We start from the raw sequence: 13033 nt of genomic DNA on the forward strand, positions 1-13033 counted from the left end.
CAAGCGCACCCTCGCCCGACACCTTTACCGCGTTATGGAGTCCACGGCCAAGTCCTCGGCGCCCGAACACGGTTGACAAACATAGGAGCGTCCAATGGCCTGCTGCGGCAGTACTTCCCGAAAGGCACGGACCTGAGCATCCACAGCGCCGAAGACCTCGACTGGGTCGCACAGGAACTCAACGACCGGCCACGCAAAAGACTAGAGTTCAAGAAGCCGATCGAATTGATCGAAGGACTTCTGTTGCAATGACCGCCTGAATCCGCCGATCCCTCAACGGGCGTCGGCGTGGTCCTCATCCCGCTTCATTTCGATGAGCTGAATGAGGTTGCCGCACGTGTCATCAAAGACGGCCACGACAGCGGTGCCGATGTCAGTCGGCGGCTGCGTGAACACCACGCCCTTGCTGGTCAGTCTGGCGTGCTCGGCCTCGATGTCCCCGACAGCGAATTGAGCGAGTGGGATGCCGTCTTCGACAAGGGCATCCCGATACGGCTTTACTGCAGGGTGGCCCGATGGTTCCAGAAGCAGCTCAGGACCGTCAGGCGATTCGGGTGATACAACGGTGAGCCAGAAGTCATCGCCGAGGGGGATGTCATGGCGCTTCGTGAAACCGAGCACGTCTGTGTAGAAGGCGAGGGCCGCTCGCTGGTCGTCGACGAACAGGCTCGTCAGGGCAATTTTCATTGTTCGGTCCTCTTTCTGGTGGGCCATCGTCCGGTGATCTCAGCGATTGGCTCGGGGTTGAAGTAGTGGAATTTGGAACGTCCGCGCCGCTCCGTTACGACCAGGCCAGCCGACTCGAGTACCCCGAGGTGCTGCGAGATCGCCTGTCGGGTGAGGCTGAGGCCATGCCGCAACGTGAGCACGGAACAGATCTCGAACAGGGTCTGTCCGTCGCGCACTGACAGTTCGTCAAGGACGGTGCGCCTCGTCTCATCGTCGAGAGCTCGGAAGACATCAACCATGGATACACTATAGGCAAGTCGCAGCTTGCATATCAAGGTAAGGGCCGGCTCCTCAAACGGGACGGCCGCAGCGCCAGCCAATGCTGCGATTTACCTGCCCAGTCAGCTCTGCGATCCACACCATGAATCGATTTGTCTCGAGCGTCCCGTCTTGCATCCCTGGGGATTCGAGACACATTGGTTATGAGACACCGGTGCCCCGCGAGGGGATCCCTCAGCGGGCGAATTTCGGTCGTCGTGACCGAATGTGCCCTTTGACCGGACGATCAATGGAGATTCGCCGCGCCCGTGCTTTCGACAGAGTTTTCCAGCGGGATCAGCGGATCGGACCATTAGTCAGGCTTGTCGAATACGCTCTGGATGAACACCGTGCGCCCGGCGTCGGTGTTGCGCCCGGAGTTACTCGTCTTGACGGCTGCCTGTTCTCCCAGCACGAGATGCATTCCAAGCGGAGGAGGGGCGCTGGAGCCGCTCGCACCCGACGCTTGCGCCTTCGCCTGCTGTGCCTTGCGCGCCGCCACGATGTCGGCGGTAATGTCGCGCCAGGTGCGCTCCAGGAGACCTGCACCGCGGATCAACCCGCGGAGGGATTCCGCATCGGCCAGATGGCTCTGGTTGGGGCGGCTCGCCCATGGGACCGGAAGCTCGATCGGCTCGCCGTTCCCCGCGCAGATTTCCTGGCAGACGAACAGCCCGCCCGGCCTGAGTACCCGGGCGATTCCGGAATACAGGCGGCGCTTGTCCCGGATGTTCATCTGCATTTGTATCGTCCACACCACGTCGAAGCTGGACGCGGTGAACGGAAGCTCCAGGGCATCACCCGCCTGAAAGCGGGTGCGATCGGACAACCGCGTCATCCGAGAAAGGGCGTTGGCCACCCCGCAGAATTCAGGCGAGAGATCGATGCCTGTCACGTCGCAACCCAAAGTTGCGGCGAGGTAACGCGCCGGGCCGCCCAACCCGCTTCCCACGTCGAGCACTCGCGATCCTGGCGGAATCTTTGCAAGCTCCACCAATGCGCGCGTGGCCGAACGTCCCGCGGAGTGAAACTCGTCGGCCGGCGCGAGATCTTCGTACGTGACCGAGTCCAGGTCCTTGCCGAGAGCTTGCAACCCCGCCACGATTCGCGGCAGAAGTCCGCCCGGCTCGTAGTGACGAAGCATTTCCTCGTGCGAGTCGCCCATGGACGCAAATCCTGCGCTGATTTCGGGGAGCCGTCAAGTAAGCGCTTGCTCCCACCACCCCGTCACCTGCCCTCCTCCGGCAGGAGGGAGGGTCTGGCCTGTGCCCTCACGAGGTCTCCACTCGACGCAGAACGGCATCGCAGACCCCCCTGACCAGCAAACGATCTCTGTCCTCCTAAACGACATCGGAAGGGTCGCGGTCGTGCAATTCTCCCTTCGTCCCAAGGGTCCGTGGGTGGCTGACAACCTGGATCAGCGGATAGCTCGCCTCCCCGCAATCGCTTACGGCTTCGTCGTCCGCTGGACCGTTCGCGAGATGCGATCCATGGCGCAATTCCTACTGGTGCTGTCAGGCGTCTTGCTCGGCGCCGCAGCAACGCTTCTTATCGAATTTCTCCTGCCCCGCCGTGCGGCAGAGAAGGCAGAGGCGGCGACGGATGCGTCGCGAGAAATTCAAGAGACGTCGCTAGAACTTCTTCGCGAGACTCAACTCCTGCTCGCCCACGCGCAGGCCGAGTTGCGTCAACGACCCTGGTGGCGACGGCGGCCGAAAGGTTCAAGGCGATACAAATAGGAACCTTATCTACCTCGACCCTGTCGTCTCGCGGAGGCCAACATCGTCGCTCAGCGATCACAGCGAGCCACCAGCGTTCGTAAGCCGGTGGTCAAGAGGGGCGCTTCCGCGTTCGGTAGGGGATCCTTTACCGGGATAAGGGGAGCATCTTGAGATTCGGGCTCAGATCCGTACGCAGTCGCGCGTGGGTCTCGACGTCGAAGCGTTCAGTACCGTACAGCAGCTTCTGGCGCTCGAGACCTTCGGGGACGAAGCCGGCACCGGTGGCGACCTTGCACGATGCGGGATTGTTGACGCGATGGCCCAGCTCGAGGCGGAAGAGGCCGTCCTCAAAGGCTGCGGCGGCGATCGTTGCGAGGGCTCGCACTGCATAGCCGCGACCACGAACTGCAGAGGTGAGCCAGTAGTACGTCCAGGCAGTTCCGTGGCGCCGGTCAATGGATGACAGTCCTACATTGCCCGCAGCGACACCGTCGATCGTGATAGCCCAGGTGCGCCTAGACGCAGTCAACGGAAGTTGGGCGCCGATATAGTCATCCGCCTGGTCGACGGTGGCCAGGTCCGCACCGCCAAATTGCGTCTCAAGGTCTGGGCTTTGCCGGTAGGCAGCCCACAGCGCGGGCGCGTCCTCCAGCGTCCAGGGGCGAAGTTCGACGGTCATAGCTCTTATCGTGCCCGACGAAAGGCGGGCGCCATGAATTTGCCCGAAAGCGGATCCCTCATCGGACGTTCCACGAGCGAATGGATCAGAGGTTCAGCGCGGCCAACACTTTTGTGCGAAGCAGCTGGTACTCGCTGACGTACGCTCGTGGCCCTCCAGGGGGTCGAACGACGACGCGGGGCTCCCCGATGATGCGGTGACTTCTGAATTGCTCTCGGGTGAGGTCGATTTCGAGGCCACCGGGGAACCGGTTCCAGTAGTGGACTTCGTCCTCTTCGTTGCCGCCGCTGACGTCTGCGATGAGGAGGTCACCGCCGAGCAGGTCTTGAACGATGAGAGCTGTGGGTCCGCATTGGCCGTGCGCCGCATTGCCGGGGTGCCATTTCGCGAGGCTTTTGGCGTCGAGACACGTCGTCTCTGCACTCCACGACAGACGGAAGGCGCGTTCGAGCTCGAGCAACGTATGGGTCATGGCGACAGCGTAGCAAGGGACCTGCTGAACGGTAACGGATCCCTGACCGGACGCCAGATTGTCCCGATGATCCACCGGATCACGGGCATTCCGACATCGATTTACTGCCCAGATTCGAGCGCGCCGTAGGTCGGCGCCACTCTCATGCGGAACCCGGCCTGCGCCGGCTAGGGGCGCAGTGCGGCCCGGCGGCTACTGCGGGGCTTCAGCTGGGAGCTGTTGAAGTATTTTTCTGAATGAAGGCGTGGACCATGGGCAGGAATCCCGGTGCCAGTTGAGAGGCCCTGTCTATGGCCGGATCGGGGGCTTCCGTAAACAGGCCGTGTCCGGCACCGGGGAACACAGCTATGCCATGTGGATTGCCGGGCAATTGAGGGAGGAGCGAAGAGAAAGCCGCCAGGCTCTCGGGGACTGGAATCAGAGCATCGGATGCTCCCAACAGGGCAAGAACCGGGCACTGGATCTTGGGGAGAATCAATGCGGGATCAAAGGGGAGAACTCCCCGCAGGAATCCCAGCATCTCCACGGTGTCGAAGTAGCGCGTCGCGATTTCGTACCAGGTTCTGTCCCTGAAGCTTTCTTGGCGGGTTAGGACTTCATCGAGCGTCGGCCCGGAGAGCAGCAGGTCTGCACGATCATCGAGCCACCGCCCGGCTTCCATCAGCGCGATGTCATCCTGGGCAGCCTGCCGGAGTTCGTTCAGGATCCTAAAACGGTCCTGGAACGCAGGCGATACCCCGGGCCCCGAGTTAGAGACTACGAAGCGGATCCTGGCATCGATGGCCGCAGCGATGAGCGCCACCCATCCGCCTTGGCTCACGCCGTACATGCCACATTCCATGCCCGCCGCCGCCGGGTGGGATCCCAGCAGCGCCGCAGCCGCAAGGGATTCTTCCGCCCGGTCGGTCAGGGATTGAGTCCTCCAGTCACCGGAGGAGCCTCCGCAGCCGGGCTTGTCGTGTGTGAGGACAACCGCCCCGCATGAGACCAGCAGATCCACCGCACCTCCCCAGCCATCCGCGGTGCCGTCTCCGGACCCGTCGACCAGGACCAGTCCCGGCTGGGGGAACGGCGAAGGACGGTAGTGAATCAGAGCCTCGAGGTCGCCACCGGCGGTCCTGACTCGGGTGCGCTCCCTGACGATCGGTTCCATAGCCCGGACTGTACCTCACCGCACCCCTTAATCCGGTGCGCCGAGGAGGCTGGTCGGCGAGGCTGGAATGTCGCCTCTGGGCGCACTTAAAGCGGGTTGGTGACCCATGGAACTGCCACGGGTTTGTTGACTCGGTCACCCAGTACACTGGGTGGCCACAGCGCCTGCTATACGGTCCTTCAGCGGGCAGCCGAGGGTCAGCTAAGCGACCGGCTCACGGGGCAGCATCCGGCGATTGGGAAGCGCGCGCCGCATTCACTCCGTCCCCTGTTCACACCCGATAATTGAGTCATGCAGCGTGGGAGGGTACATGTGATGGGGGCGAGCGGTAGCGGAACGACGACGCTGGGACAGGCGTTGGCTGACCATTGGTCGGTTCCTCACGCGGACGCCGACGACTATTTTTGGGTGCCCACCGCTCCGCCGTACATCGAGAAGCGTCCTGAGGACGCTCGGCGGGCTCTCATGCGCGACGTTTTCGTCCCGCGGGAGGGCTGGGTCTTGTCCGGGTCAATGGTTGGCTGGGGCGAGAGCATCGTTGAAGAGTGCGACGCTGTGGTCTTTTTGACGCTCGACTCTCGTGAGCGACTGCGTCGTCTGGAGGCCCGTGAGGTTCATCGCCGGGCTGGCCGAGACTTTGATGAGGCAGCGTGGTCCGACTTCCTGGACTGGGCAAGGGGTTACGACGACCCGGCGTTCGACGGTAGAAGCCGCGCAGCTCACGAGGCATGGCTTGACCATCTTGATCTGCCGGTTCTGCGTCTGGGCAGCGAGAGGCCGATAGCCGAACTCCGCGACGCCGTGTTGAATTGGGACCCTTGTATGCCGCCGGGAGACTGAACCGTCCGTTAGGGGACCATCTTGCGGGCAGCGCGAAAAGTTGCACTGACGGCCATCGCGCCTCTTGGTAGCAGGCGGGCATGCCAATCAAATTAGAGAACGTTGGAATTGCGGTCCGCGACATCGAAGCGACGATCTCGTTCTTCACCGACCTGGGCCTGGAAGTCGTCGGCCGCGACACAATCAGCGGAGACTGGGCCGACACCGCTGTCGGACTCGACGGCAACCACGCCAATAACGCCGTGCTCAAAACGCCGGATGGTCACGGTCAAATCGAGCTCTTCGAGTACCTTCACCCCGACGCGATCGAGACGCAGCCCACGCTCCCCAACGAGATTGGCATGCATCGCGTCGCGTTCTCTGTTGACGACATCGACACAGCGCTTGAAATCGCAGCGCGGCACGACTGCCATCCAATTGGCGGAGTGGGGACATACCTGGATGTCTACAGGCTCACGTACCTGCGCGGGCCTAGCGGCATCCTCGTGATGCTTGCCCAGGATTTGAAGAAGGACTGACCGCCCGTCGCCCGATCAACGCGAAACCAATCTGAGGTCGGGGGCTCGACCATACGGCCGGACCCAGACTCCGATCGGGGTTTCTGCTTGTCCACCCTCACTGCTACTTTGTGATCATCTTGTCGCAAAGGAGGAACGAGTCATGAAGCTCACCATCAGCCTGCAGATCACCCTTGATGGAGTCGCCCAGGCCAACGGCGGCAACAATGAAGAATTGGACCCCGGGTTTACTCGCGGCGGCTGGGCAGTCTCGCTCAACGACGGTGACGCCGCTCAGTACATCCTCGACACCTGGAGACGCCCCGACGCGTTCCTTCTCGGACGGAAGACCTACGGACTGTTCGAGACCTACTGGGGTGCCCGCAGCGACGACGGCGCCTTCGGCGAGGCAATCAGCTCGAAGCCGAAGTACGTCGTCTCGACCACCCTGGCTGACCCGAACTGGGAACAGACGACGGTGATTACCGATGCCCTCCCCACCCGTGTGCACGAACTCAAGGCGCAGCCTGGCGGCGAGCTGCTCGTCGTTGGCAGCGTCTCACTGGCACGATGGCTGCTCGAGAACGAACTGGTCGACGAACTTAATCTGATCCAGTTTCCCGTCATCGTCGGCGAAGGCGAACGAGTCTTTCCCCACCACGGGCTCGATTTCAACCTCCAGCTCAGGGACTCTCGCGTCTTCGGGAGCGGAATCGTGGGCCTCACCTACCGAGTGGGCGGACGCCCCGAGTACGCCTGACACATGCACCGGGTCGCCGCGCGAGCAACGTGCTACCGGCCGGGATCAACGGGCGCTGCCGTGTCCGGTAGGGGATCCTCAACCGGGCGCGTGGGACGTCCGTTGGGCGACCGTCTATCGGACGCTGCTGGTGTCCGCCGGGGGGGAACGCCCGTCAGTCGACCCCGCGGACACGACGGTCAGCAGGTGCCGACGCTACCTAGGCGTCTTGAGCGCGAACGGCAGTGTCGTGCCAGTGCCGGTCCGCGTCGGCGAGGTGCGGGTATACGTGCAGCATCTCCACCGGGGCGACCTCCCACGAATCGCGGTCCCACTCGCGGTACATGTCCTCGACCCTGGCGCGGTACTCCGGCGAATCGTTCGGAGACCCGCCGGTGCGCCCCTCTGCAGCACGTTCATTCTCACCGGACCGAACGAGCTCGTTTCGCTGCTCGTCGGTCAGCGTCCGGAGCGCCCCATGGTTGGCGAGCCAGTCCACCACCTCCTGCATCTGGGCCTTACTGGGACCGCGGCCCTTTGTGTCGTCCGTGAGCGAAGCGTGTATCCGCCAGGGCTGGATGAGCCACGGGGCGACGAACGTGAGGTCGCCGCGGGCGTTCACGTGCCTGGCCCAGCTGCCAGCGTGCACGATCTCGCGTAGGAGGTACTCCTCGCATTCTGCGAACGCGTGCCGTTGACCCCGCTTGAACGGCGGGTACGGCACCGCGGCGCGGCCCGGGTCCGTCGGGTAGGGGACTGGCTTCGCATTGAACCCGTGCCACCATTGGCGCAGACGGCCACCCCTTGTCGTTTCCTTGCTCATTCGCTCCCCCTCTGCCCGCTGTACTGACGACGATACCGAGATCACCGGCTCCCGATCCGCGTCCGCCACTTACCACCGCCGCGCGCCATCAGGGACTTGTCCCAGCAGACGATGCCGCTGCGAGTTGAGGCAGGCGACAAGTAACGTTGTGAAAACGCCCTCACAGATAGCCGAAGGTCACCGTATTTCGCCTAGAGGACCGCGACCATCATCGACGTCAGAACCATCGCGATCAGCGGTACCCAGAACCCGATCCGGTGCTTGGAGAGCATTACTATCGTGGCTATTGCCGCCGCCAGTGGGACGCTGAGAATCAGGACATAGGCAGACGATGCCGCCCAATGCGGTGTCGGTTGGCTCCCGTTGTGCCAATTTGACGCGCCGAGGGCTACCAGCAAATACTGCGCGACGGCGGCAAACGGCTGAGCGACCAGGAAGATGACTGAGAAGACGCGGTCGATGATCAATGAAGCCTTGGTACTTCGTTCGTCGCCCTGTGGTCTTATGTCCACATTCAGTCCTGATACACGCTCTTCCGCCGCCATGGGCACAGTCTAGGGCCCGCAGATTACAGTGTGCGCTGAAGGATCCCTTACCGGACGCTTCGTTTGTCTGGTGCCGCTGGAGGCCCCCTTTGCGTTCGCGCCCTATGGAATTATCGTGATGGACTCCTGCGGCATTGCGCACGATGCGAGTGTGAAGGCAGCGGCTTTTGCGTCTGCTCTGTTGTTCCGACCGGTGTCGTCGCACCAGTCGATGTCATAGGGGTAAGCGGAGATCGAGCCTTCTCCTATGGCCGTTTTGGCTGGCACGATCAAGGTGTACGTGAATCCGCCGGCATCATTCATCGGGGCTGTCGTATCGATGACTTTGCCACCGCTGGAGTCCGTGAAAGTGATCTTGATGCGTGCGTTCTGCCCGTAACGTGGATTGCATTGTGCGTCGGAGGCAGACACTGTGACTTGGTCACCGATCCTGGCACTCGATGGATTGGCTGAGAACTTAGGGGGAAAGCATGGCGGCTCGCCCGTGGAGGAGGAGTTACATCCTGCTAGGGCGGCGGCAATGGAGATTACAGCAGTCAAGCCGATGGGCAAGAATGATCTGCTCCTTGATGCTTTCTGCCACATCCAAGCCATAATTGCCCCCATCCAACATAGCCTCGGCCGCCCTCGGATTCAGCATTGCACCGCAATTGATGCTTTGTATATGCGCTTGGCAATTGTCCGAGCAAGGTCATCCTGGCCTCCCGGGCTGTCGTCGAGCCAAGGCCCGGAAAGCAGAGCTACATCGTCCGGTAAAGGACCCAGCTCTTCATGGCGTCCGGGGAAGGATCGGTTTACGGCGCTACTAGCCCTAGGCCAGATTCCTAGGCGTATCGACTCGGGCGGCTAAGATGCTCAGCGCGCCGCTAAGTAGAACGCTCAGAGCAAGTACGACAAGGCCGCAAGCAACGGCTATCCCGAAGGAATCGGGTTCGGCGACAGAGTCAATGACAGGCTCTAGGTAGTACCAGATCGTGTACCACGCGTTCATTCCGAAGAGGCCGATGAGTACAGTCACGATCCAAGAAACGACTGCCAGATGCCAAACTTTCATGCTTCCCCCAAGTACTAGCTTCCGACAAAGCCTAGCCGTAGCTAGAGAGTCGTCCGGCCGGCCTCCACGGCGTCCGTTCAGGCATCCTTTACCGGACACCTTGCACTCTAAGCAGAGGTCGACCGCTGGGAGCCGAGGTCGACTGTTTCGGCTCGATGATCATCAGATCCCTCCTGTCAACGCACCGCGAAGAACGTCCGTACTGCCGTGATCAAAAGTGGAAGCCGGCGGCGCCCTGTCACCCCCGATTTACTGACAGGACGCCGCCGATTTTTTGCCGTGCCGCTCTATTTCGATGCAACGACATTCAGTGTTGCCGCGTTCGCGTCGGCGGTCCGGCGAATCTCTTTGACCTTGGAAATCTGCGGGGCGAGTTCCTGCATGCGGGTTGTCAGGTACTTGTCGAGGACTTTGTCCAGCGCGGCGTGGAACCCGGTCTTGTCTCGGCAGACTGCGTCGGTGACGGCGATTTTGAACTCTTCCTGGCCGCCTGCAGCTTGTCCCGCGTCTGATGCCTGCTGCGGGTTCGCAAAGGAGGCGTAGGGGGTGTCTTTCATGCAGGCCGCCCAGTCGGTGACGGCTTTGGTTATGCCTGGGTCGCCGGAGGCGGACAGGCTGGCCGGGAGGACTGAGTTGTAGGCGATGCCGGTGGCGAGCATGTAATTTTCCGCGCTGCCGTAGATCTGTGTCATGGCTTCCCCGCGGCATCCGCCGGAGGACGTTCCCATACCGCCCACCGTGGTCATTGGCGCGGTTTCTGCGGGGCCGGTGAGTGCCTTGGTGAAGGCTGGGTTGGCGAAGAGTGTGCCGTCCGCGGACTCGGGAGCCGGCTCGCGGTGTCCTTGTGGTCCGGTGCTGGCGTAGCCGCTGGACTTGGCGGCGTCGACTGTGAGTCGTTTGAATCCGATGGCTCCGTTGAGGTCCATCGTCATCTGGGAGCTGGGCGGCGTGTAGTCGAAGCCGGCCTTGGCCATGCAGAGCCGGACAACCTCCTGCATGCCCTTTTCGGCGATCGGATCGGCGGAGGCGTAGGCCTCTGCCTGGCGGATGATCCCTGGGACGGGCTCCGGGGACGCAGTAACCGACGCGGCCGGGATGGCGGCAGCGGCCAGCGCGGCACCGGTGCCTACGATCAGCACGGCAGCGCCGAAGATCTTCTTTTTCATGGTGGCTCCTTCGGTTGTTTTGGGCAAAGCGGTGGCTGGCCTTCCCCAAATGGGAGGGCCTCGGCGGATGGGAAGGTGCTGCTGTGGGGGCTAGTTGAGGACGTTGTTTTCGTAGGCGAAGGCGACGAGCTGGATGCGGTTCTTCAGCTTGAGTTTTGCCAGGATGCTGCCTACGTGGGATTTCACTGTGGCTTCGCTGAGCACCAGGGATGCGGCGATTTCGGCGTTTCCCAGCCCTTTGGCCGTCAGGAGAAACACGTCGCGTTCCCTTCCGGACAGGTCTGCCAGTGCGGCGTCGTTTCCGGAGGAGGGCGTGGTGTAGTCGCGCAGCAGCTCGTTGGTGATGGCCGGGGCGATGACTGAGTGGCCCGAGTGAACCGTCCGTATGGCGGCCAGCAGGAAGTCGGGGGTAGTGTCTTTGGTGAGGAAACCGGCGGCACCGGCCTGAATGGCACGGACGACGGCCTCGTCGTGCTGGATGGTTGTCAGAACGATGATCTTGGTGGCAGCTCCGCTGGACGATTCCAGGATCGTTCGTGTGGCGGTGATTCCGTCCATGAGAGGCATCCGGATGTCCATCAGGAGCACATCGGGGCCCGTCGACTGCACGAGCGCGACGGCAGCCTCGCCATTCACCGCTTCTCCGACGAGCTCCATATCGGGTTGGCTGCGCAAGATCATCTTGAGCCCGGCACTGAACAGCGACTGGTCATCGGCCATCGCAATTCGGATTGGTGAAGCGGTCATGACGGTGCCCCTTCCAAGGCGCGGAGGCGGGACTTGCTCGAAGCTGCTGCCTGCTCGCCGGGGCCCGCCGCGGGGAGGAACGCCAGCACTTCGAAGCTCTCTTCGCCCCGGATTGTTTCCACCCATCCGCCGGCGGCTGCGGCGCGGGCCCTCATTCCTGCCAGTCCGCGACCGGATGGGGGCGCCTTCGAGGTCGCGGCCGGGCTGGTGATCAGCGATGATCTGCTGCGGAGTTCGAGGGATTCCGCGGTCCAGATCAGGTGCAGGTGCGCGCCCTGGCTCCGGTCCCCGTGCTTGAAGGCGTTCGTCAGGCTTTCCTGCACCAGACGGTAGACCGTCAGCTCCTGGACGGCGGTCAAGTCCCACGGCTCGCCCGTCGTTTTGATCGTGACCGGCATGCCACTGGAGCTCAGACGGTCGGCAAGAGTTACCAGGTCTTCAACCTTGTGAATCGGGTGGTTGCTTAGCTCCGTGGAGAAGCCTTCGATCAGCCGGCGCGTTTCGACCAGTGCGGTCCTTGCTGATTCGGCGATGACCTTGGATGCTTCCTCGACGGATTCAGGTTCCGCGCGGTGGATGAAGCGTATTCCGTCGGCCTGCGCCACGATGACGGTCAGCGAATGCGCCAGGACATCATGCAGCTCCCTGGCGATTCTGTTGCGTTCCTGTTCGACGGCAAGTTCGGTCGTCGTTTCCCGCAGTCGGGTTTCCGCCGTGAGCTGCGCCCTCCGGCTCCTCGAGGCATTGTTTACTGCCACACCGACGGCCCAGGCGGCAAGGTTCAGCGCGGCGAAAGCCCCGAAGATCAGAAAAGCGTAGGTGAAGGTTCGCAGTAATCCCCTGCCGTATATCTGGTTGCCGAAGATGAAGTTGATCCAGGTCTGGTCGGTGAACCAGTTCACGGTGATTATGCCGGCGAATACGACAGCAGCAACGGGGAGGACCCACCGGTTCCGGGTTTTCCAGCCGATGACGGCGAAGAAGATGACCACTGGAACGGCGGCGTAGCTCAGCACGCCCGACAGAAGGATCAGTGGAAAGATCTTGACGCCCTGCAGAACGAGCGCGACGAAGACCAGCCCCAGAGCGGCCGCCGGCAGGATCTCGGCCACGGCGACACCCGTTAGAAGCGCCAACAGCAGGGCGCTCTTTTGGTCGAAGTGGCGTTCCTCCAGGATGAGGAGCGTCCCCAGGAGCATCACGGCGGTGGCCGGCGCCGCGAGAAGCCTCAGAGACTGGATCGTTTTGAACATGCCTTCACCCTAAGCGGGCTCCCGCAACACAGAGTCCCCATTTGAGTGAGTTCCAACCCGATGATGAGGAAGTTCCAACTCGTGGATGACTGATCCGCCGACGGACTACCTCATGGCCCTGGGTCTCAGCTTGCTCCTGGCCCTCGGAGCAGTCACCGCGGCCTTCGACCTCATTCAGAGCAATACGGCAATGCCGGCAACCGCTTCGAGTGACACACGCGCCTAAGACGAGCCAGTGAAGCGCCCGGTAAGGATCGGTCAGCCGGAATTTTTCAAGCTGAACGGTACCAACGGGAGTTAGGCGGCTGACTGTTCGGTGTTTTCCTTGGGTTGGTTGATCCATGAGGGCCCGGGCAG

At 62.3% G+C, this 13033-nt stretch carries 17 protein-coding genes and 1 pseudogene; 6 read left to right on the top strand and 12 right to left on the bottom strand.

The annotated features are described in order from the left end of the window. Nucleotides 1–252: pseudogene (locus RCH15_RS18485) on the top strand (hypothetical protein); the annotation flags it as partial. Between the two features lie 21 nt (nucleotides 253–273). Here the strand turns inward: RCH15_RS18485 and RCH15_RS18490 are convergent. From RCH15_RS18490 to RCH15_RS18500, 3 genes are all read right to left on the bottom strand, one after another. Beyond that, entirely contained in the window at nucleotides 274–687 is a 414-nt protein-coding gene (locus tag RCH15_RS18490; RefSeq protein ID WP_326962116.1) for a VOC family protein, read from the bottom strand. Beyond that, nucleotides 684–968, bottom strand: a complete 285-nt coding sequence (locus tag RCH15_RS18495; RefSeq protein WP_326962117.1) for an ArsR/SmtB family transcription factor — start codon at nucleotides 966–968, stop codon at nucleotides 684–686. Before RCH15_RS18495 ends, RCH15_RS18490 begins: the two co-directional genes overlap by 4 nt. Before the next feature lie 332 nt (nucleotides 969–1300). Beyond that, a complete protein-coding gene (locus tag RCH15_RS18500; RefSeq protein ID WP_326962118.1) occupies nucleotides 1301–2152 on the bottom strand; it encodes an SAM-dependent methyltransferase in 852 nt (283 codons plus the stop codon). Between the two features lie 235 nt (nucleotides 2153–2387). Here RCH15_RS18500 and RCH15_RS18505 point away from each other — a divergent pair, with 235 nt between their 5' ends. Continuing rightward, nucleotides 2388–2726 carry a hypothetical protein gene (locus RCH15_RS18505; protein ID WP_326962119.1) on the top strand — a complete coding sequence of 113 codons (339 nt, stop codon included), beginning with the start codon at nucleotides 2388–2390 and terminating at the stop codon, nucleotides 2724–2726. Nucleotides 2727–2853: 127 nt separating this feature from the next. Here RCH15_RS18505 and RCH15_RS18510 read toward each other — a convergent pair whose 3' ends face one another. From RCH15_RS18510 to RCH15_RS18520, 3 genes are all read right to left on the bottom strand, one after another. Next, nucleotides 2854–3387 (bottom strand): GNAT family N-acetyltransferase, encoded by a 534-nt coding sequence (locus RCH15_RS18510; RefSeq protein ID WP_326962120.1) that lies wholly within the window; start codon nucleotides 3385–3387, stop codon nucleotides 2854–2856. 85 nt (nucleotides 3388–3472) lie between these two features. Continuing rightward, nucleotides 3473–3859 carry a YunG family protein gene (locus RCH15_RS18515; RefSeq protein WP_326962121.1) on the bottom strand — a complete coding sequence of 129 codons (387 nt, stop codon included), beginning with the start codon at nucleotides 3857–3859 and terminating at the stop codon, nucleotides 3473–3475. Between the two features lie 205 nt (nucleotides 3860–4064). After that, entirely contained in the window at nucleotides 4065–5012 is a 948-nt protein-coding gene (locus RCH15_RS18520; RefSeq protein ID WP_326962122.1) for an alpha/beta hydrolase family protein, read from the bottom strand. Between the two features lie 315 nt (nucleotides 5013–5327). Between RCH15_RS18520 and RCH15_RS18525 the strand changes: the two genes are divergently transcribed. The 3 genes from RCH15_RS18525 (at nucleotide 5328) to RCH15_RS18535 (ending at nucleotide 7109) form a co-directional block, all read left to right on the top strand. Continuing rightward, on the top strand, nucleotides 5328–5852 hold the full coding sequence (locus RCH15_RS18525; protein ID WP_326962132.1) for a hypothetical protein: 525 nt from the start codon (nucleotides 5328–5330) through the stop codon (nucleotides 5850–5852). A gap of 80 nt (nucleotides 5853–5932) precedes the next feature. Continuing rightward, nucleotides 5933–6370 carry a VOC family protein gene (locus RCH15_RS18530; protein ID WP_326962123.1) on the top strand — a complete coding sequence of 146 codons (438 nt, stop codon included), beginning with the start codon at nucleotides 5933–5935 and terminating at the stop codon, nucleotides 6368–6370. A gap of 142 nt (nucleotides 6371–6512) precedes the next feature. Next, a complete protein-coding gene (locus tag RCH15_RS18535) occupies nucleotides 6513–7109 on the top strand; it encodes a dihydrofolate reductase family protein (RefSeq protein ID WP_326962124.1) in 597 nt (198 codons plus the stop codon). A 199-nt stretch (nucleotides 7110–7308) separates the two neighbouring features. On the opposite strand, the gene RCH15_RS18540 is transcribed toward RCH15_RS18535, so the two are convergent. From RCH15_RS18540 to RCH15_RS18565, 6 genes are all read right to left on the bottom strand, one after another. Further along, nucleotides 7309–7911 (bottom strand): hypothetical protein, encoded by a 603-nt coding sequence (locus tag RCH15_RS18540; RefSeq protein WP_326962125.1) that lies wholly within the window; start codon nucleotides 7909–7911, stop codon nucleotides 7309–7311. A gap of 191 nt (nucleotides 7912–8102) precedes the next feature. Beyond that, nucleotides 8103–8423, bottom strand: a complete 321-nt coding sequence (locus tag RCH15_RS18545) for a hypothetical protein (protein WP_326962126.1) — start codon at nucleotides 8421–8423, stop codon at nucleotides 8103–8105. A gap of 135 nt (nucleotides 8424–8558) precedes the next feature. Beyond that, entirely contained in the window at nucleotides 8559–8867 is a 309-nt protein-coding gene (locus RCH15_RS18550) for a hypothetical protein (RefSeq protein ID WP_326962127.1), read from the bottom strand. 930 nt (nucleotides 8868–9797) lie between these two features. Further along, nucleotides 9798–10676, bottom strand: coding sequence for a hypothetical protein (locus RCH15_RS18555; RefSeq protein WP_326962128.1), 879 nt, complete (start codon nucleotides 10674–10676; stop codon nucleotides 9798–9800). A gap of 90 nt (nucleotides 10677–10766) precedes the next feature. After that, the gene (locus tag RCH15_RS18560; RefSeq protein ID WP_326962129.1) at nucleotides 10767–11423 is read right to left on the bottom strand and encodes a response regulator transcription factor; all 657 of its coding nucleotides are present in this window, start codon (nucleotides 11421–11423) and stop codon (nucleotides 10767–10769) included. Beyond that, the gene (locus RCH15_RS18565) at nucleotides 11420–12676 is read right to left on the bottom strand and encodes a sensor histidine kinase (RefSeq protein ID WP_326962130.1); all 1257 of its coding nucleotides are present in this window, start codon (nucleotides 12674–12676) and stop codon (nucleotides 11420–11422) included. Before RCH15_RS18565 ends, RCH15_RS18560 begins: the two co-directional genes overlap by 4 nt. Nucleotides 12677–12761: 85 nt before the next feature. Here RCH15_RS18565 and RCH15_RS18570 point away from each other — a divergent pair, with 85 nt between their 5' ends. After that, nucleotides 12762–12902, top strand: a complete 141-nt coding sequence (locus RCH15_RS18570) for a hypothetical protein (RefSeq protein ID WP_326962131.1) — start codon at nucleotides 12762–12764, stop codon at nucleotides 12900–12902. The last annotated feature ends 131 nt before the right edge of the window (nucleotides 12903–13033 follow it).

It is taken from the genome of Arthrobacter sp. MP_M4 (genome assembly GCF_035984855.1).
Classification (GTDB): domain Bacteria; phylum Actinomycetota; class Actinomycetes; order Actinomycetales; family Micrococcaceae; genus Arthrobacter.

Bases quoted from the DNA above. Each gene is read 5' to 3' on its own strand.
- RCH15_RS18490 (WP_326962116.1), bottom strand. From the start codon at position 687: ATGAAAATTGCCCTGACGAGCCTGTTCGTCGACGACCAGCGAGCGGCC.
- RCH15_RS18495 (WP_326962117.1), bottom strand. From the start codon at position 968: ATGGTTGATGTCTTCCGAGCTCTCGACGATGAGACGAGGCGCACCGTC.
- RCH15_RS18500 (WP_326962118.1), bottom strand. From the start codon at position 2,152: ATGGGCGACTCGCACGAGGAAATGCTTCGTCACTACGAGCCGGGCGGA.
- RCH15_RS18510 (WP_326962120.1), bottom strand. From the start codon at position 3,387: ATGACCGTCGAACTTCGCCCCTGGACGCTGGAGGACGCGCCCGCGCTG.
- RCH15_RS18515 (WP_326962121.1), bottom strand. From the start codon at position 3,859: ATGACCCATACGTTGCTCGAGCTCGAACGCGCCTTCCGTCTGTCGTGG.
- RCH15_RS18520 (WP_326962122.1), bottom strand. From the start codon at position 5,012: ATGGAACCGATCGTCAGGGAGCGCACCCGAGTCAGGACCGCCGGTGGC.
- RCH15_RS18525 (WP_326962132.1), top strand. From the start codon at position 5,328: ATGGGGGCGAGCGGTAGCGGAACGACGACGCTGGGACAGGCGTTGGCT.
- RCH15_RS18530 (WP_326962123.1), top strand. From the start codon at position 5,933: ATGCCAATCAAATTAGAGAACGTTGGAATTGCGGTCCGCGACATCGAA.
- RCH15_RS18535 (WP_326962124.1), top strand. From the start codon at position 6,513: ATGAAGCTCACCATCAGCCTGCAGATCACCCTTGATGGAGTCGCCCAG.
- RCH15_RS18540 (WP_326962125.1), bottom strand. From the start codon at position 7,911: ATGAGCAAGGAAACGACAAGGGGTGGCCGTCTGCGCCAATGGTGGCAC.
- RCH15_RS18555 (WP_326962128.1), bottom strand. From the start codon at position 10,676: ATGAAAAAGAAGATCTTCGGCGCTGCCGTGCTGATCGTAGGCACCGGT.
- RCH15_RS18560 (WP_326962129.1), bottom strand. From the start codon at position 11,423: ATGACCGCTTCACCAATCCGAATTGCGATGGCCGATGACCAGTCGCTG.
- RCH15_RS18565 (WP_326962130.1), bottom strand. From the start codon at position 12,676: ATGTTCAAAACGATCCAGTCTCTGAGGCTTCTCGCGGCGCCGGCCACC.
- RCH15_RS18570 (WP_326962131.1), top strand. From the start codon at position 12,762: ATGACTGATCCGCCGACGGACTACCTCATGGCCCTGGGTCTCAGCTTG.